Consider the following 24,551-nt stretch of genomic DNA (forward strand, 5'->3'; position numbering starts at 1 on the left):
CGCGCCACACTGGTGCGGTGCGGCGCAGGAGAGCCGGTCTATCCTCACGAGTAGCCTTTCGGGATCGCGCGAACGGAGCTCCTCGATGCCATACGCCATGACGCCCTTCATCAAAAGCGCCGCCGGCGCCCCGCCGACGCTGTTCGCCACCGAGGCGGCGGGGCTTGACTGGCTCGCCGCGGCGGGGGGCGCCGAGGTGGTCGAGGTGCTCGACGTCGCCCCCGATCGCCTCAGCCTGGCGCGGCTCGATACCAGCGACGCCACCGCAGCCAGCGCCGAGGCCTTCGGCCGTGCACTGCTGGTCACCCACCGCGCCGGCGCTCCAGCCTTCGGCGCGCCACCACCCCAGGCGCCCGGTCCCCATGGCTTCATCGGCCCGACCGGGGCACCGCTGCCGATGCGCTACGGCGACTGGCCGGAGTGGGGAGCCTTCTTCGCCGAGGCGAGGATCACCCCCTACCTGCGCCTGGCCCAGGATGCCGGTGCCATCGACCAGGCCGGCAGCGAGACGATCGAACGGCTGTCCTCACGGCTCGCCGCCGGTGAGTTCGACGACGGCGAGGCGCCGTCCCGGCTCCACGGCGACCTGTGGAGCGGCAACCTGCTCTGGTGCCGCCAGGGCTGCGTGATGATCGACCCCGCCGCCCACGGCGGCCATTTTCTCGATGACCTGGCGATGCTGGCGCTGTTCGGCGCACCGATGCTCGAGCGCATCCACGGCGCCTATGCCGAGGCCGCCGGACTCGACGCAGGCTGGCGGCAGCGCCTCGCCCTCCACCAGCTCTATCCGCTGCTGGTGCACGCGGTGCTGTTCGGCGGCGGCTACGCGGCGCGTGCGGTGAAGATCGCCAAGCGGTTCGGCTAGCACGGCCGCGCCCTTGATTTCATCACCGGGTGCCCGCACCTAGCCCGTTACATTCGCGAGAAAGACTCGCACGGCGCCGACGGATCGACACTTCAACCGGCGGGAGTGCGCCGTGATTCACGCCCGCCGACGTTCACATTCACCCGTTTTCGGTTTCGTCCGAAGCAGACGAGAGAATTCCATGACCACGATCGTATCGGTGCGCCGCAATGGCCAAGTCGCCCTGGCCGGGGACGGCCAGGTTTCCCTTGGCAATACCGTGATGAAGGGCAATGCGTCCAAGGTCCGGCGCTTCCACAAAGGGCAGGTGCTGGCCGGCTTCGCCGGCGGTACCGCCGACGCCTTCACCCTGTTCGAGCGCTTCGAGGCCCAGCTCGAGAAGAATTCGGGCAACCTGACCAGGGCCGCGGTGGAGCTGGCCAAGGAATGGCGCACCGACCGGGCGCTGCGCCGGCTCGAGGCGATGCTCGCGGTCGCCGACCGCACCGCCTCGCTGATCATCACCGGCACCGGCGACGTGCTCGAACCCGAGCATGGCATCATCACCATCGGCTCGGGCGGCCACTATGCCAACGCCGCCGCCCGCGCCCTGCTCGAGAACACGGAGCTCACGGCCCGCGAGATCACCGAGAAGAGTCTCAACATCGCCGCCGACATCTGCGTGTTCACCAACCACAACATCACCCTCGAGGCGCTGGACTGATCCCATGGCACAGATGACTCCCCGTGAAATCGTACATGCCCTCGACCAGCACATCGTCGGCCAGGCCGAGGCCAAGCGCGCGGTCGCGATCGCGCTGCGCAACCGCTGGCGGAGGATGCAGCTCGATCCCGAACTGCGCGCCGAGGTGACGCCGAAGAACATCCTGATGATCGGCCCGACCGGGGTCGGCAAGACCGAGATCGCCCGCCGCTTGGCGAAACTCGCAGGCGCCCCCTTCCTCAAGGTCGAGGCGACCAAGTTCACCGAGGTGGGCTACGTCGGCCGGGACGTCGAGTCGATCATCCGCGACCTGGTCGAGATGGCGATGAAGCTGGTGCGCGAGCAGGCCAAGACCCGGGTGCGCAACAAGGCCGAGGACCTCGCCGAGGAACGGATCCTCGATGCGCTGCTGCCGCCGGCCCGAGGCTCCGAGTACGACAGCGGCGCGAGCCGCGACAGCTCGACCCGCCAGGTGTTTCGCAAGAAGCTGCGCGAGGGCTCGCTCGACGACAAGGAGATCGAGATCGAGCTGGTCCCGGCGAGCCAGGGCATGGACATCATGACCCCGCCGGGCATGGAGGAGATGGCGAGCCAGCTGCAGAGCATGTTCTCCAACCTCAACAAGCAAAAGCGCGAGACCCGCAAGCTCAGCGTCGGCGAGGCGCGCAAGCTGGTGGTCGAGGAGGAAGCCTCGAAGCTGGTCAACGACGATGACCTCAAGAGCCGCGCGCTGGAGGCGGTGGAGCAGAACGGCATCGTCTTCATCGACGAGATCGACAAGGTCGCCAAGCGCGGCGAAAGCGGCGGCACCGACGTCTCCCGCGAGGGGGTGCAGCGCGACTTGCTGCCGCTGATCGAGGGGTCGACGGTGTCGACCAAGTACGGGATGGTCAAGACCGACCACATCCTGTTCATCGCCTCGGGCGCCTTCCATCTTTCCAAGCCGTCGGACCTGATCCCCGAGCTGCAGGGGCGGCTGCCGATCCGGGTCGAGCTCTCGGCGCTGACGCCCAACGATTTCGAGCGCATCCTCACTGAGCCTTCCGCCTCGCTGACGCACCAGTACCAGGCACTGCTGCGCACCGAGGGCCTCGAGATCGAGTTCACCAGCGATGGCATCAAGCGGATCGCCGAAATCGCCTACCAGGTCAACGAAGGCACCGAGAACATCGGCGCCCGCCGCCTGCATACGGTGATGGAACGGCTGCTCGAAGAACCGCTCTACGTCGGTGGCGAGATGGAAAAACAGCTGATCGACGGCGCGTACGTCGACCAGCGCCTCGGCGAACTGGCCCGCGACGAGGATCTTTCCCGCTACATCCTCTAAGGCGTGCCAACCGGCCCCGCGCCTCCCTGCGCGGGGCGCGGTCGTTAAGCCTAAGGCCTGAGCGCATTTGCCGTGCCTGGCGCGACGCGTGTCTAATGCTCGACACGCGCCTTTAGCCGACCGGGCCAACCTCGCACCGTGCAGGAGCATCATCATGAACCTCGATCCACGCGAGCGCTTCGATCGACTCGCCCGGCCACCCGCGCCTATTCCCGTCCATGTGCACTATCATCGCGGGCCGCGGCTGGTAGAGCTGGTCTATGACGCAGGCGAACTGCGCGACACCGAGGCCGCGCGACTCGAAAGCCAGGGCGTCGGCGAGCGCCGCCAGGAGCAGTTGCACTACCGGCTGCCCGTCGAGCTGCTCAGGGTGTTCTCGCCCTCCGCCGAGGTTCGCGGCCACAGTCCCGACCAGGCAGTGCTGCAGACGGGCAAACGCGACGTCTCGCTGCTCGACATCGAGTCGGTCGGCAACTATGCGCTCAAGCTCAGCTTCGACGACGGCCATGACAGCGGGCTCTACACCTGGGCCTTTCTGTTCGAGCTGGCGCTGCACCAGGAGGCCTGGTGGCGCCACTACCTCAAGGAGCTCGAGGACGCTGGCGCCTCACGCGTACCGCCCGGCATCCAGATCAAGCAGCTCTAGGGCGCGTTGACACGCCCCGACCTCATCCTTTGGCCTTAGGCCCATTCCCTCGCGGGCTGGAGCGGTTAGACTCGATTCAAACATTCATTTGAATCGGGCCCCTGCATGAGCGAACGCGCCACACTCCAGACCTCCGAGCTGATCCTCGACGCCGCCGAGGCGATCTTCGCTGCCGACGGCGACACCAACGCCTCCCTGCGAGCCATCACCGCCAAGGCGGGCGTCAACATCGCCGCGGTGAACTACCACTTCGGTTCCAAGGATGCATTGATCCGCGCAGTGCTCGAGCGGCGCATGGGGATGCTCAACCAGGAGCGCCTGCGCCTGCTCGACGCGCTGGAGGCTGCCGACGAGCCGCCGCGCCCGTCGCAGATCGTCGACGCCTACTTCGGCACCCTGGTGCGTTTCGCCAGCAGCCGGGATCCCCATGCCCGCGCCTTCACCGTGCTGATCGAACGCATCGTGACCGATCCCTCCGAGTTCACCCGCGCGATCGTCGCCGAACAGTTCGCCCACGTGCTCGAACGCTATCGCGAGGCCTTCTACCGAGCGATGCCCCAGGTTCCCCGGGCGGAAGTGACTTGGCGCTTCCAGTTCATGCTCGGCGCCACTTCCTATGCGCTGCTCGGCACGCGTCACCTCGGCCCACTGTTCGGCGTCGAGGAGCCCCAGCAGCGGGCGCTCGACCTGCTGCTGCCGCGGCTGATGAGCTTCTTGCTCGGCGGCCTGCGTGCTCCGCTGCCTGAGTCCGACCAGCAGGACCGGCCCACCTGAGGAGAACACCGATGTCCACCTGGATGATCGTGCTGGCTTCGCTACTACTGATCGCGATCGCACTACCCGCGCTGGTGCTCGGCGTCGCGCCGCTGCGCCGCCGCCTGGTGGTGCGCCCCGCCTTCGACGCCTTTCGCACCAGGATGCCGTCGATTTCGGCTACCGAGCGGGCGGCGCTCGAGGCTGGCACGGTGTGGTGGGAAGGCGAGCTGTTCGCTGGCGACCCCGACTGGAAGCGGCTGCACGACGTGCCTCTACCGATGCTCAGCGGGCCGGAGCGGCGCTTCATCGAGGACAAGGTCCCCGCGCTCTGCGCGCTGGTCGACGACTGGGAGGTCACTGCCGAGCGCCAAGACCTGCCACCGCAGGCGTGGGCGTACATCAAGCGCGAGGGCTTCCTCGGCATGATCGTGCCCAGGCGCTACGGCGGGCTGGAGTTTTCCGCCTACGCCCACTCCGAAGTCGTCAGCCGCCTGTCGACTCGCAGCTCAGCGCTCGCGGTCAGCGTGATGGTGCCCAACTCGCTCGGCCCGGCGGAGCTGCTGCTGCATTACGGCACCGAGGCCCAGAAGGACCACTACCTGCCGCGCCTGGCGCGTGGCGACGAGATTCCCGCCTTCGCCCTGACCAGCCCGTGGGCCGGGTCGGATGCGGCCTCTATTCCCGACCATGGGGTGGTCTGCTGGGGAGAGTGGCAGGGCGAACGGGTGCTCGGAATGAAAGTCAGCTGGGACAAGCGCTACATCACCCTGGCGCCGGTGTGCACGCTGCTGGGGCTTGCCTTCCAGCTGCACGACCCGCAGCGCCTGCTCGGCGAGCAGGAAAACCTCGGCATCACCTGTGCGCTGGTGCCGCGGGATCATCCCGGGGTCGAGCTGGGGCGGCGCCATCGACCGCTCGACGCCATGTTCATGAACGGCCCGACCCGGGGTAGCGAAGTATTCATGCCACTCGATTTCATCATCGGCGGGGCGCCGATGGCGGGCCAGGGCTGGCGGATGCTGATGGAGTGCCTCGCCGCCGGGCGGGCGATCTCGCTGCCCTCCGCCAATGCGGCGATGGCGCAGTTCACCGCCCGTACGGTGGGGGCGTATGCGCGGGTACGCAGCCAGTTCCGCACTCCTATCGGGCGCTTCGAAGGGGTCGAGGAGGCGTTGGCGCGCATCGCAGGGCTTACCTACACCGCCGACGCCGCGCGCAGCATGACCGCGGGCGCAATCGACCTCGGCGAGCGCCCCGCGGTGGTCTCGGCGATCGTCAAGTACCACGTCACCGAGCTGACCCGCCAGGTGGTCAACGACGGCATGGACGTGATCGGCGGCAAGGGAATCTGCCTCGGGCCTTCGAACTTCCTCGGCCGCGCCTACCAGCAGCTGCCGATCGGGATCACCGTCGAGGGCGCCAATATCCTCACCCGCAGCCTGATCATCTTCGGCCAGGGGGCGATCCGCTGCCATCCCCACATCCTCGACGAGATGAAGGCCGTCGAGGACGAAGACCGCGAGCGCGGCTACGCCGCTTTCGAAGTGGCCTTCGAGCGCCATCTCCGGCTGATCCTCGCCAACCTCGCGCGCAGCCTCGGCCGCGGCTTGAGCGGCGCCCGGCTGGTCAGGGTGCGCGCCGACGTCGCAAACGAAATGCTGCCCTACTATCGCCAGCTGTCACGCTTCTCCAGCGCCTTCTCGCTGCTCGCCGATGCCTCGATGATCAGCCTCGGTGCCGCGCTCAAGCGACGCGAACGGCTCTCCTCGAGGCTGGGCGATGCGCTTTCGCAGCTCTACCTCGCCTCCTGCGTTCTCAAGCGTTTCGAAGACCAAGGACGCAACGCCGAGGACGCACCGCTGGCCCACTGGGCGCTGCAGGATGCGCTCTACAAGCTCGAGCGCGCGCTCGATGAAGCGCTCGCCAACTTTCCCAACCGCACACTCGCCGTCCTGCTGCGCCCGCTGGTGCTGCCTCTAGGTCGCCGCCGCCGTCCACCGTCGGACGCGCTCTCGCATCGCGCGGCCGCGCTGCTGCTCGCCCCAGGGGACGGCCGAGACCGGCTCACCGCCTGCTGCCACCTGCCCAACGATGAACACCAGGCCGTCGGCGCGCTCGAACAGGCATTGGCGGCAGCGCTCGCCGCCGAGCCGGTGGAGGCGAAGCTGCGTGAGCTCGAACGCCGGGGCGTATTCGCCGGGCAGCCGCGCGCCAACGTTCGCGACCTGCCCGGTCTGGCTTTCGAGCTCGGCCATCTCGACGCCGACGAGCATGCGCTGCTCGCGCGCCGGGACGAGCTGCGCGACAGGGCGATCCGGGTCGACGACTTCGCCTTCGATCTCGCCCCCGAGCGCGCCGCGCCAGCGCCTGCGAGCACTGCCACCGCCCTTGCCGACGACGCCTGAAACGCCTGAGGAGAGACGATGGAATTCGAACCGATCTACGTAGTCGATGGAGCCAGGACGCCGTTCCTGCGCGCCCGCAATGCGCCGGGTCCGTTCTCCGCCGCGGATCTCGCCGTCCAGGCAGGCAGGATGCTGCTCGCCCGCCACCCTGCGCTCGAGCACCGAATCGATGAGGTGATCATCGGCTGCGCCTCGCCCTCTGCCGACGAGGTCAACATCGCCCGGGTGATCGCTCTGCGTCTTGGCCTCGCCGAGCGCATTCCCGCCTGGACGGTGATGCGCAACTGCGCCTCGGGGATGCAGGCGCTGGACAGCGCGATCGCCAATCTCCAGCGCGGTCGCGCCGAAGTGGTGCTGGCCGGCGGGGTGGACGCGCTGTCGCGGGCACCCGTTCTGTTCTCGGATGCGATGGTCAAGTGGCTCTCGCACTGGTATGCGGCCAAGGGCGTGGGCCAGCGGCTCGCGACGCTCAGGCGCTTGCGCCCGGCGCAGCTGGCCCCGGTGATCGGCCTGCTCAAGGGGCTCACCGACCCGGTGGTGGGGCTCTCGATGGGCCAGACCGCCGAGAACCTCGCCCACCGCTTCGGCATCGATCGTACCGCGATGGACCGCTACGCCGCGCGCAGCCACCGTCGCGTCCTCGAGGCGCGCACCCGCGCTGCCTTCGACGCTGAGACGGTGGCGCTGGTCAGCAGCGATGGTCGGATCCACGCCGAGGACGACGGCGTGCGCGACGATTCGAGCGAAGAGCGCCTGGCCAAGCTGCGCCCGGTGTTCGACAAACCATGGGGCAACGTCACCGCCGGCAACAGCTCGCAGGTCACCGACGGTGCCGCGCTGCTGCTGCTGGCCTCGGAGCGGGCGGTGGAGCGCCTGGGGCTCGCGCCGCTCGGGCGGATCACCGACAGCCAGTGGGCCGGACTCTCCCCCGAGCGGATGGGCCTCGGTCCGGTACAGGCGGCGACCCCCATCCTCGAGCGCCACGGCCTCGGGCTCAATGAGCTCGACCTGTGGGAGATCAACGAAGCCTTCGCCGCCCAGGTGCTGGCCTGCCAGGCCGCCTGGGAGGACCCGGACTACTGCGAGTCGGCCCTCGGCACGCCCGCCTGGGGCCGCCTCGATGACGCCCGGCTCAACGTCGACGGCGGCGCGATCGCGATCGGCCACCCGGTCGGCGCTTCGGGTGCGCGAATCGTGCTCCACCTGCTCCATGCCCTCGCCGAACGGAACCTCTCACGCGGCATGGCATCGATCTGCATCGGCGGCGGCCAGGGCGGCGCGATGCTGGTGGAAAACCTCAAACGCACGGAGGTTGCGCGATGAACGCGATCGAACGCGGCGACTGGCGGCTCGAGCGCGACGCCGATGACCTGGTCTGGCTGACCCTCGACTGCCCCGACCGAGCGGTCAATACGCTCTCCCAGAGCGTGCTCGCCCAGCTCGACGCGACCCTCGATGCGCTGGATGCATCGAAGCCCAAGGGGCTGGTGATCCGCTCGGGAAAATCCACCGGGTTCATCGTCGGTGCCGACATCGGGGAGTTCGCGGCGCTCGAGAGCGCCGACCAGGCACAGCGGATCATCGAGCGCGGCTGGCGTCTGTTCGAGCGGATCAGCGCGCTGCGCTATCCGACGCTTGCGCTGATCGACGGCCACTGCCTCGGCGGCGGGCTCGAACTGGCGCTCGCCTGCCGCTACCGGCTGGCGGTCGATCGTCCCAGTGCGCGGCTCGGCCTGCCCGAGGTAATGCTCGGGATATTCCCCGGCTGGGGTGGGGTCAAGCGCCTGCCCCGGCTGATCGGCGCCCCCGAAGCCCTGGCGATGATGCTGAGCGGGCGCACGGTTGATCCCCGCCGCGCCGAGCGGCTGGGCCTGGTCGATGCGCGGGTTCCCGAACGCATCGCCGAGCACGCCGCCGCGCAGCTCGTCCGCTCGGGGCGCCCAGCCGCGCGAGCCGGCCACCTCCTGCGCCTGCTCGAAAGCGCGCCGTTCAGGCAATTGGTCGCAGCCAAGGCGCGGCGCGACGTCGAGGCCAAGGACCCCGACCGCCACTATCCAGCGCCGCGCACGATTCTCGAACTGTGGGAGCGCCACGACGGCGATCCACTGATCGAGCCAACGCTGGTCGGGCGCCTGTTCGGCTCCGCGGTGGCGGCCAACCTGATCCGCGTCTTCCATCTCCAGGAGCGGCTCAAGGGCTTCGCCCGCCAGGGCGACGCCCGGGATATCCGCGACGTCCACGTGGTCGGTGCCGGGGTGATGGGCGGCGACATCGCCGCCTGGTGCGCGCTGAAGGGTTTCCGGGTCACCCTCCAGGACCAGCAGATCGAGCGCATCGCACCGGCGATAGCTCGCGCCGCCAAGCTCTATGGCCGACGTTTGAAGCGCGATCACCGCGCGATTCGCGACGCCATGGACCGCCTGATCCCCGACCCCGATGGTGCGGGCGTCGCCCGCGCCGACCTGGTGATCGAAGCGATCGGCGAGACGCTGGAGGCCAAGCGCGATCTCTATCGTGCGCTCGAGCCCCTGATCAAACCAGGCGCCCTGCTCGCCACCAATACCTCGAGTCTCGATCTCACCGCGCTGCGTGAAGGGCTGAGCGAGCCCGAACGCCTGGTGGGCATCCATTTCTTCAATCCGGTGGCGAAGATGCCATTGGTCGAGGTGATCCATGCCGGAGACGGCGCCAGCGACGAGACGAGGCGCGCCTGCGCCTTCGTCGGCGCCCTCGACAAGCTGCCGCTGCCAGTGAGGAGCACGCCGGGCTTTCTGGTCAACGCGGTGCTCGCGCCCTACCTGCTCGAGGCGATGCGAGTCCACGACGAGGGGGTCGCCGCCGAGATCATCGACGCGGCGATGGTCGCCTTCGGCATGCCGATGGGGCCGCTGGAACTGGCCGATACCGTCGGCCTCGACATCGTTCGCGACGCAGGCCGCGGGCTCACCGATGGCGCCGCCGCGCCGCGCTGTCTCGAACAGCACCTGGCGCAGGGGCAATTGGGCAAGAAGAGCGGACGGGGCTTCTATAGCTGGCAGGACGGCAAACCCGCCAAGGGCAAGCCTGATGACGCGCCCGACGGGCTCGCGCTGCGCATCGTTCGCCCCTTGATAGAGCGCACCCGCGCCCAGCTCGCCGCCGGCATAGTCGAGGATGCGGACCTGGCCGATGCCGGGGTGATCTTCGGTACCGGCTATGCGCCATTCAGCGGCGGGCCGTTGAGCGACGAGCGATTGGCACCGAGCGCCACCGGCGCCGGTGCGACGATGAGAGATGACCGATAGGCATGCGAGGAGCGCGACGATGAACACACCCTGGCTCGAAAGCTACCCTCCCGGCGTACCGGCCGAGATCGACGTCACCCGCTTCGACTCGCTGGTCGACATGTTCGATCAGGCCTGCGAGCGCTACGCCCCTCGCCAGGCCTACGTCTGCATGGGCACGGCCATCGACTATCGTCGCCTTTCGGCACTCTCGAACGACTTCGCCGCCTGGCTGCAAGCGCATGGCATGGGCAAGGGCGACCGGATCGCGCTGATGATGCCCAACCTTTTGCAGTATCCGGTGGTGCTGTTCGGTGCGCTTCGCGCAGGCTGCGTGGTGGTCAACTGCAACCCGCTCTACACCACCGATGAACTCGAGCACAAGCTGGTCGACGCCGAAGCGCGGATGATCGTGATCGCCGAGAACTTCGCCCATACGCTGGACAAGGCCGGCTCGCTGTCGCGCCTGGACGAAGTGATCGTCACCCGGCTGGGCGAGCTGCTCGGCCCGGTCAAGGGCCGGCTGGTGGACTTCACCGTGCGCCGGGTGAAGAAACTGGTGCCGGCCTGGCAGCTGCCCGGCCATCGCCGGCTCGACGAGGTACTCGCCGAAGGCAGGCGCCATAGGTTCACCCCGGTGACGCTCGGCCAGGACGACCTCGCTTGCCTGCAGTACACAGGCGGCACCACCGGTGTCGCCAAGGGTGCGATGCTCAGCCACGGCAATCTGATCGCCAACGTAGTGCAGGCGAGCGCATGGGTGCGCGGCGGCGTGCGCGAGGGCGCAGAGCTGATGGTCACTGCGCTGCCGCTCTATCACATCTTCGCCCTGACCGCGAACTGCCTGGTATTCCTGCACCTGGGCGCGACCAACCTGCTGATCACCAACCCACGCGACATCCCGACCTTCGTCAAGACCTTGAAACGCTATCCGTTCAGCTGCATGACCGGGGTCAACACCCTGTTCAATGCGCTGCTCAACCATCCCGACTTCGCACGCCTGGACTTTTCCCACCTGAAAGTGGTGCTCGGCGGTGGGATGGCCGTGCAGGGCAGCGTCGCCGAGCGCTGGCAACAGGTCACCGGCAAGCCGATCACCCAGGCCTATGGACTCACCGAGACCTCACCCGCGGTGACGATCAATCCGATCGTCGAGCCGCCGCTGCCGTTCAGTGGCTCGATCGGCCTGCCGATCCCATCCACCGAGGTACGGATCCGCAACGAACAGGGGGAGGATCTCGGTATCGACCAGGTCGGCGAACTCTGCGTGCGTGGTCCCCAGGTGATCTCGGGCTACTGGAAGCATCCCGAGGAGCAGGCCCATGCGTTCTTCTCCGACGGTTTCCTGCGCACCGGCGACATCGCGCGGATGGATGCCAAGGGATTTTTCTTCCTGGTCGAGCGCAAGAAGGACATGATCCTGGTCTCGGGCTTCAACGTTTACCCCAACGAAGTGGAAGAGGTCGCGACCCGCCATCCCGGGGTCAGCGAGGCGGCGGCGGTGGGCGTTGCCGACGAGCTTTCCGGCGAGCGGGTCAAGCTGTTCGTGATCCGGCGCGATCCCGATCTCACCCAAGAGATGCTGATCGAGCACTGCCGCCAGCATCTCTCGGGCTACAAGGTGCCGCGGCAGATCGAATTCCGCGACGATTTGCCGCGCACCAACGTCGGCAAGATCCTGCGTCGCGAACTGCGCTCCCCTCCCTCGTCGTCGGCCGCCGCGGTGGAGGAGAAGATCCCCGATTGAGCCCGAATGAGGCGATCGCCGATCGCAGACCGTCCGCCGCGACGAAAGACAAGCCCGGCCCACGGCGCTACACTTCCCCCCTTGCGATGCGCCCCCAGTGGGCGTGCGGCCTTGGCGCTGCGCCAAGGCCGGCGACGCCTTCGCTCGCCGATTGATACTCAACGCCGTCGGGGCCACCCCCGACTCGCTACGCCATAGGGGAAGGGCATGGAGAAACGCACCACTGATTTCGGCTTCCAGGACGTTCCCATCGAGGAGAAAGCCGGTCGGGTCGCCGACGTCTTCCACTCGGTCGCCCGCCGCTACGACGTGATGAACGACCTGATGTCGATGGGCATCCATCGCCTGTGGAAGCGCGTCACCCTGGAACGCTCCGGCGTGCGCCGGGGCAACAGCGTGCTCGACATCGCCGGCGGCACCGGCGATCTGACCAAGAAGTTCGCCAGCCGCGTAGGCCCCACCGGGCGCGTGGTGCTCGCCGACATCAACGCCTCGATGCTCAACGTCGGCCGCGACAAGCTGATCGACGAAGGCATCGGCCACCAGGTCGAGTACGTGCAGGCCAATGCGGAAGCGCTGCCGTTTCCCGACAATACCTTCGACTGCATCACCATCGCCTTCGGCCTGCGCAACGTCACCGACAAGGACAAGGCGCTGCGCTCGATGACCCGGGTGCTGAAGCCGGGCGGACGGCTCCTGGTACTGGAGTTCTCCAAGCCGACCAACGCACTGTTCGAGAAGGTCTACGACCAGTACTCGTTCCAGGTGCTGCCGCGCATCGGCAAGCTGGTCGCCAACGATGCCGACTCCTATCGCTATCTGGCCGAGTCGATCCGCATGCACCCCGACCAGGAGACGCTCAAGGCGATGATGGAAGCGGCCGGGCTGGACCGGGTCGAGTACACCAACATGACCGCCGGCGTCGTCGCCCTGCACCGCGGCGTCAAGCTTTGAGCCGCGCCTCTCGGCCGTCCCGCACGTTTTCCATTTCGCCGACGAGAACCCGATGACGCTGCTCGCTCCCTTCGCGCTCGCCTGCATCGAGACCACCCTGAACCGGCTGCTGGATCGTGACCCGGCAGCCGCCCCACGGCTGGGTGCGCTCGATGGCCGGCGCGTGCTGCTGCGCCTGGAGCGGCCTTCGCTGCTGCTGCTGGTCCATATCCAGCGCGATGGCCTGAACCTCGCCCAGCTGGTCGACGCCGAGGAAGGAGACGCCGATGCGGTGGTCGAGCTCGACCTCGACGCGCTCGGTGCGCTGGCCGTGGGCGAGTCGGTCGACAAGCTGATGTTCGAAGGGCGACTGGCGGTGCGCGGCGATATCCAGCTGCTTCACCAGGTCCGCACCCTGCTGCTCGATCTCGACGTCGACTGGGAGGGCGGACTCGCCGAACTGGTCGGTGAGACGCCTGCCCAAGCGCTGGCGCTCGGCATCCGCCGGCTGGCGGCGTTCGGCGTGCGCAGCGGCCGCGAGCTGCGGGAGGACCTGCGCGAGTACGCGTTCGAGGAGGGGCGGCTGCTCGCTGGCCGCGACCAGCTCGCCGTGGCCCGGGAGCAGCTGACCCTGCTCGAGATCAGCATCGATCGCCTCCAGGCACGCTTGGCTCGAATCGAACGGCTCCTCGATGAGCGTCATGGCGGGGGGAGCGCGTGCTGAAACTCTGGCGTCTGGTCCGTATCCTCTGGGTGATCGCGCGGTTTCGACTCGATGGGCTGGTACCGGTCGAGCGCCTGCCGGCGAGCGCGCGCTTCGTCTTTCGGCTGATGCCGCTGTGGCTGTTCCCGAGGGGCAGCGAGAGCCGCGGCGCGCGGTTGAGACTGGCCCTGGAGACGCTGGGGCCGATCTACGTCAAGTTCGGCCAGATGCTCTCGACCCGTCGCGACCTGCTGCCCCCGGACATCGCGCTCGAGCTGAAGAAACTGCAGGACCAGGTGCCGCCGTTTCCGAGCGAACTCGCCCGGGCCACGGTCGAGAGCGAGCTCGGCGCCAGCGTCGAGACGCTGTTCGCCAAGTTCGATCCTACCCCGCTGGCGTCCGCCTCGATCGCCCAGGTCCATGCGGCGACCCTGCACGATGGCGCCGAGGTGGTGGTCAAGATCATCCGGCCTGGAATCGACAGGGTGATGCGCAGCGACATCGACCTGATGTTCACCTTCGCCCGCCTGCTGATGCTGGTGCCGGAGATGCGCCGGCTGCGCCCGGTCGAAGTGGTCGACGACTACCGCGCATCGCTGTTCGACGAGCTCGACCTGCACAAGGAAGCCGCCAACACCTCGCAGTTGAAGCGCAACTTCAAGCACTCGCCGCTGCTCTACGTGCCTGCGATCCACTGGAGCATGACCCGGCGCAGCGTGATGGTACAAGAGCGTATCTACGGCATCCCGGTCGCCGATGTCGAGGCCCTGCGCGAAGCCGGGGTCGACCTGCGCAAGCTCGCCGAACGCGGGGTGGAGATCTTCTTCACCCAGGTGTTCCGCGACAACTTCTTCCATGCCGACATGCACCCGGGCAACATCTTCGTCTCCCGCGAGACACCCGAGGACCCGCGCTACATCGCGATCGACTGCGGCATCGTCGGCAGCCTCACCCGCGAAGACCAGGACTACCTGGCCCGCAACATCCTCGCCTTCTTCCACCAGGACTACTACGAAGTCGCCACCTTGCACATCGAGTCGGGCTGGGTCGGCGAAGGTACCCGGGCCAATGAGTTCGCCGCCGCGGTGCGCGCGGTGTGCGAGCCGCTGCTGGAAAAGCCGCTCAAGGACATCTCCTTCGGCCAGGCGCTGCTCGGGCTGTTCCAGACCGCGCAGCGATTCAACATGGAAGTCCAGCCGCAGTTGGTGCTGCTGCAGAAGACCTTGCTCAACATCGAGGGCCTCGGCCGCACGCTCTACCCCGAACTCGACCTGTGGCACACCGCCAAACCCTATCTTGAGAACTGGATGAAGGAGCGCGCGGGACCGCGGGGCTTCTGGGAGTCGCTCAAACGCCAAGCGCCGGACCTGGCCTATCGGCTACCTGAGCTGCCGGTGCTCGCGCACCAGGTGATGCGCCGCTCGGAAGCCGAAGAGCGCCAGCGCCGCCAGCAGAGCGAGACGATGGGCACGCTGCAGCGCAGCCTGCGCGGCTTCAGGCGCCGCTCTCGCCAGGTGCGCGCGGGCCTGCTGCTGGTGGCCGGCGCGGTCTTCTGGCAGCCGCTGTGGGGCTGGGCGTCGCAGCAGCACTGGGGCGTGCTGGTGGCCAGCGGTGTCGGTCTGCTGCTGATCCTTTGGCGCTGAGCCAATTCGACGGCGCCGCGCATGGTAAAGTGCATCCGCGCTGCGCTAGACTTGAGACCAGACCCAACGCTCGATCGTGCCGAGTAGCGAGCATGATCGATGCCTTCGCAGGGCGTCGATGTCCTGCCACCGCACCACGGACAAGCATCACCGATGAACGATACTCTCGAGCGGCTCGCGCAGGTTCTCTCCGAACGGCGCCACGGCGATGCGCAGAGCTCCTACGTCGCGAGCCTCCACCAGCGCGGATTGAACAAGATCCTCGAAAAGGTCGGCGAGGAGTCGACCGAGCTGATCCTCGCCGCCAAGGAGCTCGAAGCGGCGGACGCTTCTCGGCTCGAGACCGCCCGCCTCGAGCTGGTCAAGGAAACCGCGGACCTGTGGTTTCACTCCCTGGTCACGCTTTCGCACCTGGGCCTCGGTCACCGCGACGTACTCGCCGAACTCGAACGCCGTTTCGGTGTCTCGGGACTCGAGGAGAAAGCCTCGCGAAGCGCGCACAGCCAGTGATCGGCATCCCTTGCCCAAGAGAAGCCATACCAAGCGCAATCACATTTGGGTTCTGGGCTGATCCAGCTCCCTCTTCCTGGAGAATCACGATATGTTAGGTGGAATCAGTATCTGGCAGCTGCTGATCGTACTTGGGATCATCGTCCTGGTCTTCGGCACCAAGAAGCTTCGCAACATCGGCGGCGACCTCGGCGGCGCGGTGAAGGGCTTCAAGCAGGCGATGAACGACGACGACAAGAAAGACGCCAGCACCCAGTCCCGGGTTGGCCATGAGGACGGCAACACCTTCCATGGCGAGGCGGTGCACAAGGAAGAGCGCGACGAAACCCGGCACGACTCGCGGAAGTAAGCGCCGATGTTCAACTTCAGCTTCGGCGAACTGCTGGTGATCGGGGTGATCGCCCTGCTGGTGCTCGGCCCAGACAAACTACCTGGCGCCGCGCGTACCGCGGGGGTGTGGATCGGCAAGATCAAACGCACCGTCGGCAACCTGCAGCACGAGATCACCTCCCAGCTCGAGGCGGAGGACCTGCGCCGCGAGCTGAGCAAGCAGGGCAAGCGGATCGACGGCGGAGTGAGCCGTGCCCGCAAGGGCTTCGAACGGTTCACCTCGGAGTTCAATGGCGCGGCCTCCTCGTCATCGCGCCAGCCGCCGCTCCCTCCTTCTCGCCCCGAGCCCCCACCGGCGCCAGCCGAAGTGCGCGCAGCCCCCCTGCCGCCGCTGCGCCCGCCCTCGCGTCCGGTGATCGCCCGCGCCGCCCTCGATGCCCCGTTGCCGTCTCCAGAGCGCGCCACCGAGGCGCCGACCGGCACGCCGATCGAGTCGTCCATGGATTCATCTCCTTCGAGCAACCAGCGGAATGACTGACGTGTCCAGAGACTCCGATCCACGGCCCGAAGAAGAGCAGCAGCAGGCGCCGCTGCTCGATCACCTGATCGAGCTGCGCTCGCGGCTGATTCGCGCGCTGCTCGCGGTGCTGGTGGTATTCCTCTGCCTCTACCCGTTCTCCAACACCCTCTACACCTTCGTTGCCGAACCGCTGATGGCACTGCTGCCGGCGGGATCGCAGATGATCGCCACCGAGGTCACTTCGCCGTTCCTCGCGCCGCTGAAGCTGACCCTGATCGTCGCCTTCTTCATCGCGGTACCCTACGTGCTCTACCAGGTCTGGGCCTTCGTCGCGCCAGGCCTTTACAGTTCGGAAAAACGTCTGGCGTTGCCGCTTCTCGCCTCCAGCGTGATCCTCTTCTATGCGGGCGCCGCGTTCGCCTACTACGTGGTCTTTCCGCTGATGTTCGCCTTCTTCACCGGCACTGCCCCAGCGGGCGTGCAGGTGATGACTGACATCAGCGCCTATCTCTCGTTCGTGCTCAAGCTGTTCATCGCCTTCGGCATCGCCTTCGAGATTCCGATCGCCACTTTCCTGCTGATCCTCACCGGTGCGGTGACGGTCAAGGACCTGGCGGCCAAGCGCGGCTACGTGGTGATCGGCTGTTTCGTCATCGGCATGCTGCTGACCCCGCCCGACGTGCTGTCGCAGACGCTGCTGGCGATTCCGATGTGGATATTGTTCGAGGCAGGCTTGCTGGCCGGTCGCTTGGTGAAGCGCCAGCGCGGCGGCCGGGGCACCGCCCCGGACGAAGGCGAAGAGCAGAACCCCTCCTGAACCGACAGTGCGCCGGGGAGCCCCTCGGCGCACTGAGTACCACTCCCTAGGCTTCCAATTCCCGCGCCCCGATCAGCTTGCCTTGCGCTGCGCCCAGAGATGGCCTGGCAGCGCGCGCAGTACGCCGAGCCAGGGAATCTGACGGGGATCGTCCTGTTCGCAGTTGAGCCCTACCAGCGACTCCAGCGGCCCGGCTACGCGGAACAGCAGCCGGCGCGCCTGGCGTGACAGTGGGTCCTCGCGCCGGAACAGCCGGCAGATCTCGTTGGTGGCCCGATAAAGCGGCCACGCGGTGGCATGGGCGCGGCGAGAGACCCGCTCGAGCACCTGCCCGTCGCTGAACTCCTCGCCCTGCTGCCGCGCGGCGAGCAGCTCGGCAACCAGGGAGCGTGCGTTGATCAGGCCCAGGTTCAATCCATGGGCGGTGATCGGCAGCATGCCCACCGCGGCATCGCCGAGCAGCACGGCACGCTCGACGTGAAAGTGCTCGGCATAGTGGCTGGCCAGCGGCACGTCGAAGCGCCGGGACTCGAGCCGGATCTCCCCCAGCTCGTCGCCGAGCAGCTCGCCAAGCCAGGCGGTGAAGGCCTGGTCGTCGAGCGCCTTGAGCCGCTCGGCCTCGCTCCAAGGCAGCATCAGCGCAAGCGAACTGCGACCGGCGCAGAGCGGCAGCGTGGCGACGCAGCCTCCCGCCTCGAAGCGCTGGACGGTCCAGCCGTCGTGGTCTCGCGAATGAGCGACCCGGCAGCAGAGCATGCGCAGCGCGTAGTCATGCTGCCGTATGCCAATGCCCAGCAGCGCGCGCAGCGGTGAACGGCGCCCGTCGGCGACGGCGACGAGCTTCGCCTCGACGCATCTGCCGTCGTCGAGGGTCAGCCGGGCACCGCGCGCGTCTCGCTCCACCGCCACCGGCTTGGCACCGAGATACTCGACCACGCCCCGACGCCCGCTCAGCGCTCGGAAGGCGAGTTCGCGCAGCCGATGCTCCGGGACGAAGGCGCCAATCGAGGCCTCCCCAGGGGCAGGCGCGAAATCGAGGCTGCTATCGGTGAGCCGATCGACCACGCGGGCACCACGGATCGGTGAGCGCTCCTGCTCGCTCAGCCCTTGGATCACGCCGAGCGACTCGAGCCAGCGCAGGCTGGCGCTAGAAATCGCCACGTCACGCCCGTCGAACTCCCCCGCGGCCAGATCATCGGCGGACTGCGGATCGATCACCGCAACGCTGAGCCCGCCCTCGAGCGCGGCAAGCGCGGTGCAGAGGCCGACGCTTCCAAGCCCGACGACGGCAAGATCGACCTGGTTTTCGCTACTCATCCCGAGCCTCCTCATTCAGGGCCGCGCGGTGCGCGGCGGATTAGGCGGCTACCAGCTGCCGGTATTTTCCATCGATGCCCAGGGCTCGGCCGGCGCGAGTGGCTCGCCACGCTGAAGCAGTTCGATCGAGATACCGTCGGGGGATCTCACGAACGCCATATGGCCATCACGCGGCGGGCGGTTGATGACCACCCCGGCGTCGACGAACTTCTGGCACAGCGCGTAGATGTCGTCGACCCGATAGGCCAGGTGACCGAAGTTGCGACCGCCCTGGTACTCTTCCGGGTCCCAGTTGTAGGTCAGCTCCAGCTCGGGTGCCTGGAATTCACTTGAACTCCCCAGATCGCTGGGCGCGGCGAGGAAAACGAGGGTGAAACGTCCCTTTTCGTTCTCCTTGCGGCGGACCTCCTCGAGGCCGAGCAAGTCGCAGTAGAACGCGAGCGACGCATCGATATCTTTGACTCGCACCATGGTGTGCAGGTATTGCATGCTCCTCTCCTTGGAAAGTGGCCTTGGAAAGTGGCCGTGGAAAGCTTGGCCGTGGAAAGCTTGGCCGGCGGTGAAAAACCACACGTCATGGCAGATGGCACGCCTACGAGGCCATGGGCCAGCTGGTGTAGATGCTGTCATAATCGCGCTTTTCAAGCCGCAGGGCGAATGCCATCGGCCGCAAGCGACTTCGGAGCATGGATGAGCGATTACTGCCTTAGCGCCATCGACCACCCTTGGCATGGCCCCTATCACGACCGCGAGTACGGCTTTCCCTTGAACGACGATGACGCCCTGTTCGAACGCCTGGTTCTCGAGATCAATCAGGCCGGGCTCTCCTGGCTTACGGTGCTGAAAAAGCGCGCGGCCTTCCGCGCCGCTTTCGATGACTTCCAGGTCGATCGCGTCGCCGCCTACGGCGACGCCGAGCGCCAGCGGCTGCTGGGGGACGCCGGCATCATTCGCAATCGGCTCAAGATCGAAGCGACGATCCACAACGCCCGCGTGATTCTCGCGCTGCGCGAAAGCCACGGCGGCTTCAAGGCCTGGCTCGATGCCCATCATCCGCTACCGCTCGCCGACTGGGTCAAGCTGTTCAAGCGCCACTTCCGCTTCACTGGCCCGGAAATCGTCAACGAACTGCTGATGAGCACGGGCTATCTCCCAGGCGCCCACCATCCCGACTGCCCGGCCTATGCCAAGGCGCTGGCCGCCGAGCCGCCCTGGGCGCTCACACGCTGAGCAGAGGCCCCGGCCAGCCGGAGAACGGGCCACCGGACACACGGCGGTAAGCTGAAGATCGACGACTTGCGCCGCAGTCATCGCTCGACGAGTCTTGTCGATCGTCTCACCCATAGGATTCAACGATGGACTCGATCACCCAGGCCGTTCTCGGTGGCAGCATCGGCGCCACCGTACTCGGCCGACGCCTAGGTCGTCGCGCGGTGCTGCTCGGCATGGCGATAGCGACACTGCCCGACCTCGACGTAATGCTCGACGCAGGCGACCCGATCGCCAACTACAGCGAGCATCGTGGCATCACCCATTCGCTTCTGACCCTGCCCCCTTTCGCCGCGCTGTGCGCCGTCCTGGCCTGGTGGATCGGCTGCCGTCGGAGCCGGGGGCGCGACACGCCACCGATCCCGCTGGCACGATGGGGGTGGTTCTTCGTCCTGGCGCTGGTCACCCATCCGTTGATCGATGCCTTCACCACCTACGGCACCCAGCTGCTGTGGCCGCTGGCTCCGCCACCGACCAGCTGGAGCTCGATCGCGATCATCGATCCGCTCTACACCCTGCCGCTGCTCGTGGCGGTGATCCTGGTGCTGTGCCGGGGAAGCCGTTCGCTGCGCGCAGCGCCGATCGCGCTCGGACTCTCGACGCTCTACCTGGGGCTCGCCCTGGTGCTCAAAGGCTGGGTGGTCTCTCAAGTCACACCGGTGCTGATCGAGCACCGCCTGCAGGACCGCCCGATGCTGGTCCAGCCGGTAATGCCGACCAGCCTGGTCTGGCAGCTGGTGATCAGCGACGGCGAGCGCTATCACCAGGCCTACGTCAGCGTCTTCGACCGTAAGGACCAGATTCGCTTCGATACCTTCTCACGCGGCGCGCAGCTCGAAGACGCGGCGCTGGCGACCCCTGGTGGACGACGCCTGGCCTGGTTCGCCGGTCCTTTCATCGGCTATCGGGAAGACCAAGGGAGGCTTTGGGCCAGCGACCTGCGGGTTGGCATGCCTGGCATCGAAGTCTTCAGCTTCGCCATCGCCCAGCGCGACGCCGAGGGGGAGTGGCAGGCCTTGGCGACTTCACAGCAGGCCCCCATGGCGCGCCCGGGCTCGGCCCAACTCTCCTCGCTGGCGCGCCGGCTGTTCGACGACGATGCGCTTTGCGCGGCGGACAACGGTGGACGGACGCGTCTCCCCTCGACCCTGCCCCAGTGCGCGACTAGCGAATGAACATGAATGAAATTAAAGTAAAGGCCAATCAGGCTGAAAAAATCGAATCCAATGCTCGAGCTCCGTCATCTCCGTACTCTCATCGCCCTGCGTGACTCGGGCTCTTTGGTGGAAGCCGCCGAACGGGTGCACCTCACCCAATCGGCGCTTTCCCACCAGCTAAAAGAGCTGGAAGGCCGCCTTGGCGATGCATTGTTCGTACGCAAGACTCGTCCGGTGCAGTTCACCCCCTGCGGCCAGCGGCTGCTCGCGCTGGCCGAGCAGGTGCTGCCCCAGGTAAGGATCGCCGAGCGCGATGTGGCACGCCTCGCTGCGCGCCGGGACGCACGGCTGCACATGGCGATAGAGTGCCATAGCTGCTTCCAGTGGCTGATGCCGACGATCGATGCCTTCCGGCACGTCGCCGCCGAGGTCGAGATCGACATCCTCGGCGGCAACGTGTTCGAACCTCTCAACGGCCTGGTACGCGAGCAGCTCGACCTGGTGATCACCGCCGACCCCCAGGCGCTGCCGGGGATTCACTACCAGCCGCTGTTTCGCTACCAGAGCCTGCTCGCGGTTGCGCCCGACCATCCTTTCGCCGGGCGTGAGTGGATCGAACCCGAGGAGCTACGCGACCAGACATTGATCATCTACCCGGTCGAACATACCCGCCTCGATGTATTCACCCGCTTCCTCACCCCCGCCGGGGTCTATCCCCAGGAGGTGCGCAGCGCCGAACTGACGATGATGATGATGCAGCTGGTGGCCAGCGGCCGCGGGGTCTGCGCGTTGCCGAACTGGGCGCTGACCGAGTATCTGGAACGCGACTACGTCGATGCGGTGCGGCTCGGCGAGCAGGGAGTATGGGGCACGCTCTACGCGGCGATTCGCGCCGAACAGCGGGAGCTGGGCTGGATGCAGGCCTTCCTCGACACCGCCAAGCGCACCAGTTTCGACGTGCTCGACGGCATCGAACCCCCCGAGGATCGGGATCAGCCGCTGGCTTCCTGACCAGGACTAGAACTGCTGGGCTCGCGTCGCCGTCGACGCAGCAGCCTGCCGCGACTCTGCTCGCGCTGCGGCACCGGCAGCAGCAGTGAGAATCGTGCACCGCCAAGGGAGGGCGAGCTGGTCACCACCACCCGGCCGGCGTGCCAGCGCATGATCCTGGCCACGATCGCAAGCCCCAGGCCATAGCCGGATGGCCGCTGGCCGCGCGCAGGCTGGCGCCGCGCGCGACTGCCATCGAGCCGGGCAAAGGGCTGGAAGATCCGCTTGCGCTCGCTCCTGGGCACGCCCGGGCCGTCGTCGTCGATGTGCAGGCAGGCGACCCGTCCGATACGTTCGAGGCGGATCTCTACCCGAGAATCCGCATACTGGCATGCGTTGCTGATCAGGTTCTGCAGCGCGCGGGTGAGATAGCGCACGTCGGCGAGCACCCAAAGCTCGTCGAAACCACTGTGCGTGATCGAGAGCTGGGCATGCAGCGGCGCCAGCGCCTCGACCAGATCGACGACGATGCTGCGGACATCGCACCACTCGCTCGCCAGCGGCATATGGCCGTCGGCGGCGCTGTCCACCCGTGCGTAGGTGAGAATCTCATCGATCAGATGGTCGAGAGACTCGATGTCGTTGTCGACCTCTCCGAGCTGCCGACGAATGGTCTCGGATTCGCTGATGTCGCTGATCATCTGCAGCGCGAAGCGAATCCGCGCCACGGGGGTCCGGAACTCATGGGAGACCGCGCGCATCAGGTCCTGCTGGGCCCCGAGTGCCGCCTGCACCTGGCTCGCCATCGCGTTGATCTTGATCGCGAGCTGAGTGAACTGGGAGTCGTGCTCGATCGACGCGCGAACGTCGAAATCACCCGCGGCTATCTGGCCCGCGCTGACCTCGAGCTCGTTCAGACGCCGGTCGTCACGGCGTATCATCCAGTAGCCGATCAGCACGTTGAGCAGGCTGAGTATCAACGGCAGCGCGTAGAGCAGCCAAACGGGCGCCTGGGCGAAGATGCCGACGGGGCCGACCGCGATCCAGCGGCCATCGTCGAGCATCACGTAAAGCGTCACGGATGGGGCGCTAGGGTTGATGTTGAGCACCACCTGCTGGTCCACCAGCCGCTGCAACTGCTCGTTGCTCAACCCATCCGGCGTGCCGTTGCCCATCCCCATCGCTATCGAACTGCTCGAACGCAGGCGCTCGAAACGAGCATCCCGGGCGTCCCACGGAACCTCCTGGATCCAGTCGCGCATCATCGCCATCAGCTCGAGCGGCAGCTGCTGGCTGAGCGATACCGAGTGCATCACCAAGGCCCGGCTGCCATCGTCGATCAGCCGGTACAGGCTCCAACCGCTGTTGCCCTCTTCGATGACCACCTGCCCTCGCTCGAGGCGCATCCGCTGCCAGCCGCTGAGTCCCAGGGTGACCGGATCGACGATCGAGAGCCCCGAGCCGAGCCTGCGCGAATTCTCCTCGAGCCACGCATCGCGATAAGCGGCCGGCTGGTTATCGACCAGATAGCCGATCAGCGCCATCGGCGTACTCGCCAGGCGCTCGCGATAGCCCTGCTCACGATAGGATTCGTAAGCCCAGATCGAGACGATGCAGCCGACCAGGATCAGCAGCTGCATCAGTACCAGGGTCAGGTAGACGCGCCGGTAGGAGGCGCGAAACGGTTGGAACATCAAACATCCCGAACGAAGAGATAGCCTTTGCTGCGCACGGTCTTGATCCGCTGGGGATGGTGAGGATCGTCGCCGATCTTCGGCCGGATCCTCGAGACACGCACGTCGATCGAACGATCCTGCCCATCGTACTTGATCCCCCGCAGGGCGGAGAATATCTCCTCGCGGGTCAGCACACGGCCAGCGTTGGAGGCCAGGAACCAGAGCAGGTCGAACTCAGCGCTGGTCAGGTCGATGCGCTCGGCGTTGAGCCAGGCTTCGCGAGTGCCGGAATCGATCACCAGGTCGCGAAACTCGAGGCGCGCCTCGGCGGGCGCGCTCTCGAGCACTTCGGAGCGACGCAGCAGCGCGCGCATGCGCGCCAGCAGCACCCGTGGAGGCACCGGCTTGGGGACGTAGTCATCGGCGCCCATCTCGAGCCCGAGCACCTGGTCCATGTCATCGGTCCGCGCGGTCAGCATCAGAATCGGCCCGGGGAACTGCGGACGTACGCGACGGCAGATGGACAGCCCATCCTCGCCCGGCAGCATGAGATCGAGGATCACCAGATCGGGACGAAGTGCCAGAATCCGCTCGACGCCTTTCGCACCGTCGTGTTCGACACTGACCTGGAAGCCACTGCCCTCCAGGTACTCCCGCGTCAGCGACGCGAGACGCTCGTCATCCTCGATGATCAGGATATGGTCGTTACGAGTTTCCAAGACGCGCTCCAAGGCTCGAAGTCGTATGACGCCGTCATATCGAGGGTTCAATCATGACGGCGAATGGAGATACTGAGATTCGGGGGCTTTTATACCTTGATCGCCATGATGCTGACAAAACAAACGTAACTAATGACAGTCATTATCATTTCCGGCGAATACGGGAGGCGCCCCGTCAAGCCCAATTGAAAACCGCTTTCCGATAGAAAATTTTTCTGGCCCATTGCGCCCAAGCAGGACGCGGATCGAACTCCC

The 24,551-nt window shown here is 66.9% G+C and carries 23 protein-coding genes; 19 read left to right on the forward strand and 4 right to left on the reverse strand.

All coding sequences use genetic code 11. The annotated features are described in order from the left end of the window. The first annotated feature begins 85 nt into the window (after positions 1-85). The 16 genes from Q376_RS0105215 to tatC all read left to right on the forward strand — a co-directional run bounded on the left by Q376_RS0105215 (position 86) and on the right by tatC (position 17,168). A complete protein-coding gene (locus Q376_RS0105215) occupies positions 86-865 on the forward strand; it encodes a fructosamine kinase family protein (RefSeq protein WP_211266601.1) in 780 nt (259 codons plus the stop codon). Between the two features lie 181 nt (positions 866-1,046). Continuing rightward, positions 1,047-1,568, forward strand: a complete 522-nt coding sequence (gene hslV, locus Q376_RS0105220) for an ATP-dependent protease subunit HslV (protein WP_027349425.1) — start codon at positions 1,047-1,049, stop codon at positions 1,566-1,568. Between the two features lie 4 nt (positions 1,569-1,572). After that, positions 1,573-2,895 (forward strand): ATP-dependent protease ATPase subunit HslU, encoded by a 1,323-nt coding sequence (hslU, locus tag Q376_RS0105225; RefSeq protein WP_027349426.1) that lies wholly within the window; start codon positions 1,573-1,575, stop codon positions 2,893-2,895. Between the two features lie 154 nt (positions 2,896-3,049). Beyond that, complete coding sequence (locus Q376_RS0105230; RefSeq protein WP_052364970.1) at positions 3,050-3,541, forward strand: gamma-butyrobetaine hydroxylase family protein; 492 nt, start codon at positions 3,050-3,052, stop codon at positions 3,539-3,541. A 105-nt stretch (positions 3,542-3,646) separates the two neighbouring features. Further along, on the forward strand, positions 3,647-4,315 hold the full coding sequence (locus Q376_RS0105235) for a TetR/AcrR family transcriptional regulator (RefSeq protein WP_027349428.1): 669 nt from the start codon (positions 3,647-3,649) through the stop codon (positions 4,313-4,315). Between the two features lie 11 nt (positions 4,316-4,326). Next, positions 4,327-6,702 (forward strand): acyl-CoA dehydrogenase, encoded by a 2,376-nt coding sequence (locus tag Q376_RS21495; RefSeq protein WP_052364971.1) that lies wholly within the window; start codon positions 4,327-4,329, stop codon positions 6,700-6,702. An 18-nt stretch (positions 6,703-6,720) separates the two neighbouring features. After that, complete coding sequence (locus Q376_RS0105245) at positions 6,721-8,025, forward strand: acetyl-CoA C-acetyltransferase (RefSeq protein WP_027349429.1); 1,305 nt, start codon at positions 6,721-6,723, stop codon at positions 8,023-8,025. After that, positions 8,022-9,986, forward strand: coding sequence for a 3-hydroxyacyl-CoA dehydrogenase NAD-binding domain-containing protein (locus Q376_RS21500; RefSeq protein ID WP_052364972.1), 1,965 nt, complete (start codon positions 8,022-8,024; stop codon positions 9,984-9,986). The genes Q376_RS0105245 and Q376_RS21500 overlap by 4 nt, the downstream gene beginning before the upstream one ends. Positions 9,987-10,005: 19 nt before the next feature. Next, positions 10,006-11,712, forward strand: coding sequence for an AMP-binding protein (locus tag Q376_RS0105255; protein WP_027349430.1), 1,707 nt, complete (start codon positions 10,006-10,008; stop codon positions 11,710-11,712). Positions 11,713-11,919: 207 nt separating this feature from the next. Next, positions 11,920-12,666 (forward strand): bifunctional demethylmenaquinone methyltransferase/2-methoxy-6-polyprenyl-1,4-benzoquinol methylase UbiE, encoded by a 747-nt coding sequence (ubiE, locus tag Q376_RS0105260; RefSeq protein WP_027349431.1) that lies wholly within the window; start codon positions 11,920-11,922, stop codon positions 12,664-12,666. 52 nt (positions 12,667-12,718) lie between these two features. Next, positions 12,719-13,369: a ubiquinone biosynthesis accessory factor UbiJ gene (locus tag Q376_RS0105265; RefSeq protein WP_027349432.1), complete on the forward strand. Its 651-nt coding sequence runs from the start codon at positions 12,719-12,721 to the stop codon at positions 13,367-13,369. Further along, positions 13,366-14,991 carry a ubiquinone biosynthesis regulatory protein kinase UbiB gene (gene ubiB / locus Q376_RS0105270; RefSeq protein WP_027349433.1) on the forward strand — a complete coding sequence of 542 codons (1,626 nt, stop codon included), beginning with the start codon at positions 13,366-13,368 and terminating at the stop codon, positions 14,989-14,991. The genes Q376_RS0105265 and ubiB overlap by 4 nt, the downstream gene beginning before the upstream one ends. A gap of 153 nt (positions 14,992-15,144) precedes the next feature. Further along, entirely contained in the window at positions 15,145-15,501 is a 357-nt protein-coding gene (locus tag Q376_RS0105275; protein ID WP_027349434.1) for a phosphoribosyl-ATP diphosphatase, read from the forward strand. Positions 15,502-15,592: 91 nt separating this feature from the next. Next, positions 15,593-15,850: a Sec-independent protein translocase subunit TatA gene (gene tatA, locus Q376_RS0105280; protein WP_027349435.1), complete on the forward strand. Its 258-nt coding sequence runs from the start codon at positions 15,593-15,595 to the stop codon at positions 15,848-15,850. 6 nt (positions 15,851-15,856) lie between these two features. Further along, positions 15,857-16,369, forward strand: coding sequence for a Sec-independent protein translocase protein TatB (gene tatB / locus Q376_RS25150; RefSeq protein WP_052364973.1), 513 nt, complete (start codon positions 15,857-15,859; stop codon positions 16,367-16,369). 1 nt (position 16,370) lies between these two features. After that, positions 16,371-17,168 (forward strand): twin-arginine translocase subunit TatC, encoded by a 798-nt coding sequence (gene tatC, locus Q376_RS0105290; RefSeq protein WP_027349436.1) that lies wholly within the window; start codon positions 16,371-16,373, stop codon positions 17,166-17,168. A gap of 72 nt (positions 17,169-17,240) precedes the next feature. On the opposite strand, the gene Q376_RS21510 is transcribed toward tatC, so the two are convergent. Further along, positions 17,241-18,485, reverse strand: coding sequence for an FAD-dependent monooxygenase (locus tag Q376_RS21510; protein ID WP_052364974.1), 1,245 nt, complete (start codon positions 18,483-18,485; stop codon positions 17,241-17,243). 48 nt (positions 18,486-18,533) lie between these two features. After that, complete coding sequence (locus Q376_RS0105300; protein WP_027349437.1) at positions 18,534-18,974, reverse strand: VOC family protein; 441 nt, start codon at positions 18,972-18,974, stop codon at positions 18,534-18,536. 201 nt (positions 18,975-19,175) lie between these two features. Between Q376_RS0105300 and Q376_RS0105310 the strand changes: the two genes are divergently transcribed. From Q376_RS0105310 to Q376_RS0105320, 3 genes are all read left to right on the forward strand, one after another. After that, positions 19,176-19,715, forward strand: coding sequence for a DNA-3-methyladenine glycosylase I (locus tag Q376_RS0105310; RefSeq protein WP_027349438.1), 540 nt, complete (start codon positions 19,176-19,178; stop codon positions 19,713-19,715). Positions 19,716-19,840: 125 nt separating this feature from the next. Next, positions 19,841-20,929: a metal-dependent hydrolase gene (locus Q376_RS21515; protein WP_052364975.1), complete on the forward strand. Its 1,089-nt coding sequence runs from the start codon at positions 19,841-19,843 to the stop codon at positions 20,927-20,929. A gap of 51 nt (positions 20,930-20,980) precedes the next feature. Then, complete coding sequence (locus tag Q376_RS0105320) at positions 20,981-21,922, forward strand: LysR family transcriptional regulator (protein WP_027349439.1); 942 nt, start codon at positions 20,981-20,983, stop codon at positions 21,920-21,922. Here Q376_RS0105320 and Q376_RS21520 read toward each other — a convergent pair. Both Q376_RS21520 and Q376_RS0105330 read right to left on the reverse strand, forming a co-directional pair. After that, positions 21,904-23,595 (reverse strand): ATP-binding protein, encoded by a 1,692-nt coding sequence (locus tag Q376_RS21520; protein WP_052364976.1) that lies wholly within the window; start codon positions 23,593-23,595, stop codon positions 21,904-21,906. The two genes, Q376_RS0105320 and Q376_RS21520, sit on opposite strands and share 19 nt — an antisense overlap. Next, positions 23,595-24,296: a winged helix-turn-helix domain-containing protein gene (locus Q376_RS0105330; protein ID WP_223302794.1), complete on the reverse strand. Its 702-nt coding sequence runs from the start codon at positions 24,294-24,296 to the stop codon at positions 23,595-23,597. The genes Q376_RS21520 and Q376_RS0105330 overlap by 1 nt, the downstream gene beginning before the upstream one ends. Between the last annotated feature and the right edge of the window lie 255 nt (positions 24,297-24,551).

This window comes from Halotalea alkalilenta DSM 17697 (assembly GCF_000621205.1).
Classification (GTDB): Bacteria; Pseudomonadota; Gammaproteobacteria; order Pseudomonadales; family Halomonadaceae; genus Halotalea; species Halotalea alkalilenta.

Excerpts from the sequence above, each read along its gene's own strand:
- Q376_RS0105320 (WP_027349439.1), top strand. The coding sequence starts at position 20,981 with ATGCTCGAGCTCCGTCATCTCCGTACTCTCATCGCCCTGCGTGACTCG.
- hslV (WP_027349425.1), top strand. The coding sequence starts at position 1,047 with ATGACCACGATCGTATCGGTGCGCCGCAATGGCCAAGTCGCCCTGGCC.
- Q376_RS0105235 (WP_027349428.1), top strand. The coding sequence starts at position 3,647 with ATGAGCGAACGCGCCACACTCCAGACCTCCGAGCTGATCCTCGACGCC.
- tatB (WP_052364973.1), top strand. The coding sequence starts at position 15,857 with ATGTTCAACTTCAGCTTCGGCGAACTGCTGGTGATCGGGGTGATCGCC.
- Q376_RS0105215 (WP_211266601.1), top strand. The coding sequence starts at position 86 with ATGCCATACGCCATGACGCCCTTCATCAAAAGCGCCGCCGGCGCCCCG.
- Q376_RS21500 (WP_052364972.1), top strand. The coding sequence starts at position 8,022 with ATGAACGCGATCGAACGCGGCGACTGGCGGCTCGAGCGCGACGCCGAT.
- Q376_RS0105230 (WP_052364970.1), top strand. The coding sequence starts at position 3,050 with ATGAACCTCGATCCACGCGAGCGCTTCGATCGACTCGCCCGGCCACCC.
- Q376_RS0105300 (WP_027349437.1), bottom strand. The coding sequence starts at position 18,974 with ATGCAATACCTGCACACCATGGTGCGAGTCAAAGATATCGATGCGTCG.
- Q376_RS0105275 (WP_027349434.1), top strand. The coding sequence starts at position 15,145 with ATGAACGATACTCTCGAGCGGCTCGCGCAGGTTCTCTCCGAACGGCGC.
- Q376_RS0105245 (WP_027349429.1), top strand. The coding sequence starts at position 6,721 with ATGGAATTCGAACCGATCTACGTAGTCGATGGAGCCAGGACGCCGTTC.
- ubiE (WP_027349431.1), top strand. The coding sequence starts at position 11,920 with ATGGAGAAACGCACCACTGATTTCGGCTTCCAGGACGTTCCCATCGAG.
- Q376_RS21515 (WP_052364975.1), top strand. The coding sequence starts at position 19,841 with ATGGACTCGATCACCCAGGCCGTTCTCGGTGGCAGCATCGGCGCCACC.
- Q376_RS21520 (WP_052364976.1), bottom strand. The coding sequence starts at position 23,595 with ATGTTCCAACCGTTTCGCGCCTCCTACCGGCGCGTCTACCTGACCCTG.
- Q376_RS21510 (WP_052364974.1), bottom strand. The coding sequence starts at position 18,485 with ATGAGTAGCGAAAACCAGGTCGATCTTGCCGTCGTCGGGCTTGGAAGC.
- tatA (WP_027349435.1), top strand. The coding sequence starts at position 15,593 with ATGTTAGGTGGAATCAGTATCTGGCAGCTGCTGATCGTACTTGGGATC.
- Q376_RS0105265 (WP_027349432.1), top strand. The coding sequence starts at position 12,719 with ATGACGCTGCTCGCTCCCTTCGCGCTCGCCTGCATCGAGACCACCCTG.
- Q376_RS0105310 (WP_027349438.1), top strand. The coding sequence starts at position 19,176 with ATGAGCGATTACTGCCTTAGCGCCATCGACCACCCTTGGCATGGCCCC.
- Q376_RS21495 (WP_052364971.1), top strand. The coding sequence starts at position 4,327 with ATGTCCACCTGGATGATCGTGCTGGCTTCGCTACTACTGATCGCGATC.
- hslU (WP_027349426.1), top strand. The coding sequence starts at position 1,573 with ATGGCACAGATGACTCCCCGTGAAATCGTACATGCCCTCGACCAGCAC.
- Q376_RS0105255 (WP_027349430.1), top strand. The coding sequence starts at position 10,006 with ATGAACACACCCTGGCTCGAAAGCTACCCTCCCGGCGTACCGGCCGAG.